Origin of the sequence: Nocardia tenerifensis NBRC 101015 (genome assembly GCF_000308715.1) — a bacterium.
Classification (GTDB): domain Bacteria; phylum Actinomycetota; class Actinomycetes; order Mycobacteriales; family Mycobacteriaceae; genus Nocardia; species Nocardia tenerifensis.
In genome coordinates, this window is sequence record NZ_BAGH01000365.1 from 1 (window position 1) to 4,707 (window position 4,707).

A 4,707-nucleotide genomic window follows, 5' to 3' on the forward strand; every position below is an offset into this window, starting at 1 on the left:
GCGCGGGCGCCCGCACCGGCGTGGGTCTCCGCCCGCGCCGCGAGCGCGACCACCGTCGACGCCTCGAACAGCTCGCGCACGCCGAGATCGGTGTCCAGCGCGGCGGAGAGCCGCGCGGCGACCTGGGTGGCGGTCAACGAGTTGCCGCCGAGCGCGAAGAAGTCGTCGTCCAGGCCGACGCGCTGGGCCCGGTCCCCGGTCGTGCCGAGCCCGAGCACCTCGGCGAAGGTGGCCGCGACGATCTCCTCCACCGGCGTGGTCGGCGCGCGGAACACCGCGGCCTCGAAGACCGGCGCGGGCAGCGCCTTGCGATCCAGCTTGCCGGAGGCGTTGAGCGGGAACTCGTCGAGCACCAGCACCACCGACGGCACCATGTACGCGGGCAGCCGCTCGGCCAGGTCCTCGCGCAGCAACTCGATGTCCACGCGGACGTTCGGTGCGGGAATAACGTAGGCGACGAGCTGATCGCCGGTGTGCTGGTCGCTACGGACCACCACGACCGCCTGGGCGACCTCGTCCAGCGCGGTGAGCGCGGCCTCGATCTCGCCCAGCTCGATGCGCAGGCCGCGCAGCTTCACCTGGAAGTCGGTGCGGCCCAAGTACTCCAGCTCGCCGGAGGCTGTCCACGCGACGAGGTCACCGGTGCGGTACATCCGCTCGCCCTCGCCACCGTAAGGGTTGGCCACGAACCGATCGCTGGTCAGATCGGGACGCGCGACGTACCCGCGAGCCAACTGAGCGCCCGCGAGATACAGCTCACCCGCGACACCCACCGGAACCGGCCGCAGCCGCGAATCCAGCACGTACACCTGGGTGTTGAACACCGGCGCACCGATCGGCACCGTGTCCGTGTCGGTGGCGACGACCTCGTGGAAGGTGACGTCGACCGCGGCCTCGGTCGGGCCGTACAGGTTGTGCAGCGCGGCGCCGGTCAGCTCGCGCAGTCGATGCGCGGGCTTGGGCGGCAGCGCCTCACCCGAGGCGAACACCAGGCGCAGCGAATCACACTGTGCCGCGGCCGCGTCGGCGACGAACACCGCGAGCATCGACGGCACGAAGTGCGTGACCGTCACCCGCTCCGCGTTGATCACCTCGGCCAGGTAGGCCGGATCGCGATGCCCGTCGGGCTTGGCGACGACCAGGCGCGCGCCGATCTGCAAGGGCCAGAAGAACTCCCACACCGACACGTCGAAGGTGGCCGGCGTCTTCTGCAGCACCGCGTCGGCGGCGTTCAGCCCGTAGGCGGACTGCATCCAGACGAGGCGGTTCACGATCGCCGCGTGCGAGACGCCGACGCCCTTGGGGCGGCCGGTGGAGCCGGAGGTGAAGATCACGTACGCGCTGTTCGACGGGCGCAGCGGCGCACGGCGATCCGCGTCGGTGACGGGCGCCTCGGACAGCCCGCTCAGATCGAGCAGGTCGATGCGCACCTGCGCGGTGTCGATGTCGAGATCGCTGCCGGAGGTCAGCACGCACACCGGATCCGCCGTGGCGAGAATGTATTCCGTGCGCTCGGCCGGGTGGTCCGGGTCGAGCGGCACGTACGCGCCGCCGGCCACCGTCACAGCGTACATGCCGACGACGAGGTCGATCGAGCGTCGCATGCCCAGCGCCACATAGGATTCCGCGCCGACGCCGCGGGCGATCAGCCAGCGGGCGAGTTGGTTGACGCGACTGGCGAACTCGTCGTAAGAGAGACTTGTCCCCTCGAACGTGAGCGCCGTTGCTTCCGGCGTCTCAGCGGCCTGCGCGTAGAACTTCGACACCAACGTCGCGGCCGAATCCACCTCGTGCGCCGTGTCGTTCCAGCCGGACACCACGAGCTCGCGCTCGGCGGCGTCGAGCAGCTCGATATCCCCAACGGGCACAGCCGGTTCCGTGGTGATCGCGGTCAGCACACGGACGAGGCGATCGGCGATGCGCCGAACGGTCTGCTCGTCGAACAGGTCACGCAGGTAGCCCGCGCGGATCCGCAGTCGCGAATCCAGCTGGGCGATCAGCGTCAACGGGTAGTGCGTCGCGTCGGCCGCGTCGAGGCCGACCACCGCCATGCCGTCGATGTCGGAGGCCTGCTGCTGAAGTCCTTCGGCGTCCACCGGGTAGGACTCGAACACCACCAGTGTGTCGAACAGTCCGCCGATGCCCGCCGCGGACTGGATGTCCGCGAGGCCGACGTAGTGGTGATCGAGCAGATCCGCCTGCTCGCCCTGGGTCCGGGCGAGCAGCTGCCGCACCGGCTCCGCCGGGTCGAAGCGCACCCGCACCGGAACGGTGTTGATGAACAGGCCGACCATCGACTCCACGCCCGCCAGGTCGGCGGGTCGCCCGGACACCGTCGTGCCGAACAGCACGTCCTCGCGGCCGGTCATCCGGCCGACGAGGATGCCCCACGCGGTCTGCAACACGGTGTTCGGCGTGACGCCGAGCGAGCCGGCCAGCGCGGTGAGCCGGGCCGTGGTTGCCTCGTCGAGCTCGAAGAAGTACTCGCCCGACAGCGCGGTGATCTCGCGCCCGGCGTCCGGGCGGGCCAGCAGCGTCGGCTCGGTGACACCGCGCAGCGCCTCGGCCCACGCGGCGACCGAGGCCGAATGATCCTGCTGCGCGGTCCATTCCAGGAAGTGCCGGTAGGACCGCACGGCGGGCAGCACGCCCGCGTCCGCGTGCGCGGCGTAGAGCACGAGCAGATCCTGCATGAGCAGCGGCATGGACCAGCCGTCGAGCAGGATGTGATGGTTCGCCACCACGAACTGCCAGCGATCGCGCGCCACCTGGATCAGCGTGAAGCGGATCAGCGGCGGCTCGGCCAGGTCGAAGCGCTGGGTCCGGTCCGCGGCGATGAGGTCGTCGCCGTTGCCCTGCTCGATCCGGTCGTGCTCGGACCAGGCGACCCGGACACTGTCCAGGACCACCTGCACCGGGCTGCCGTCGCGATCGGTGACGAACGCGGTGCGCAGGTTCTCGTACCGGTCCACCAGAGCCTGTGCGGCCGAACGCAATCGGGCCGCGTCCACCCGGCCGGTGAGGGTGAGCACCGCCTGCGCGGTGTACACGTCCACCGAGGTGGCGGCGAGCCTGGCGTGGAACAGCAGGCCGGCCTGCAGCGCCGACAGCGGCCAGACGTCGGCCAGGTTCGGGAAGCGCCGCTCCCAGGCGTCGATGTCGGCCTGGACCGGGGCCCGGCCCGAGACGCCGCGCACCAGCGCGAAGTCCGACGGTGTGTGACCACCGGCGCCGGTCGAGTTGGCATGGCGGGCAACCGCTTCCAGCGCGGAGGTCCACAGCTCGCCGAACTCGCGGACGGCGGCGTCGTCGAGCAGCGTCGACGGGTAGCCGATGTTCGCGGTCAGCTTGTCGCCGGTCACGATGGCGTTGATGTCCAGCGGCGCCATCGCGGGCATGTCCGCGTCATAGGCGCCGCCGAGCGAGCCCAGCTCGGCGGCGGGCACCCAGCCGAAGCCGCGCAGCGACTCGGGCACATCGCCCTCGGCGACGCGGCCCAGGTAGTTGAAGCTCACCTGGCCGGGCAGCTCGACCGGCAGCTCGGCGGCGGTCTCCGGGTTCAGGTAGCGCAGCAGGCCGTAGCCGACGCCCTTGTCGGGCACCGCGAGCAGCTGCTCCTTGATCGCCTTGACGGCCTGCCCGAGGGCGGGGCCGCCGGCCAGCGCGGCGTCGACGTCGATGCCGGACAGGTCGAAGCGCACCGGGAAGATCGCGGTGAACCAGCCGACCGTGCGCGAGAGATCCGCGCCGGGCACGATCTCCTCTTCGCGGCCGTGGCCTTCCAGGCGGATCAGCAGCGAGTCGCCGCGGGCGCCCACCCGGCGCGCCCGCCATTTCGCGGTCGCCAGCGCCAGCGCGGTGAGCAGACCGTCGTTCACGCCGCCGTGGAACAGCGCGGGCACCGTGGTCAACAGCGCCTTGGTGACCTCGGCGGACACCTCGACCCGCAGCTTCTCGATGACGCCCGACGTGTCGACCGCCGGGTCCATCGGCCGCTCGGTGAGCAGCGGGTCGGCCGCGTCGACCACCGAGCGCCAGTGGTCGAGCTCGGCGACGCGCTCGGCACTGCGCGCCTCGCGTTCGAGCGCGTGCGCCCACGCGCGCATCGAGGTGGCCGGCGCGACCAGCTCGGGCTGCTGGCCCGCGGTGCGCTGGCCCCAGGCCGCGACGAAGTCCGGCACCAGGATGCGCCAGGACACACCGTCGACCACCAGGTGATGCCCGACGACGATCAGTCGTCCGGCCCGATCGCCACCGGCCGGCTCCAGCCAGACGAATCGAATGACCACGCCCGCCGCGGGATCCAGCAGATCGAGCGAGGAATCCAGTGCGGCGGAAGCGATCTCGAACAGCTCGGCGTCGGTGGCGCCCGCGTCGAAGGTGCTGTGGTCGATCAGCGCGTCCACGTCGACCGTGCCGGGGGCGGCGGTCTCGAGGATCCACTCGTCGTCGATCTCGCGCAGGCTCGCGCGCAGCATGTCGTGGCGGTCGATGACCGCGCCGACGGTGGCGACGATGCCCGCCCGGTCGATGCCGACCGGCAGTTCCAGCGCGAGCGTCTGGTTGAACCGGCCGAACGAGCCGCGCCGCTCCGCCATGAACCGCACGACCGGGTCAGCGGCATCCGGCCGACGCCGCCGCCGGGCAGCTCGGCCAGCACGACGGCCGAGGCCGCGGCGGCGTCGGCGGTCGTCGGCGACCGCGGCC

At 71.7% G+C, this 4,707-nt stretch carries 1 pseudogene; it reads right to left on the reverse strand.

Annotated elements, in window-relative coordinates:
- Positions 1–4,707 (reverse strand): annotated as a pseudogene (locus tag ON39_RS28895) (amino acid adenylation domain-containing protein); the annotation flags it as partial.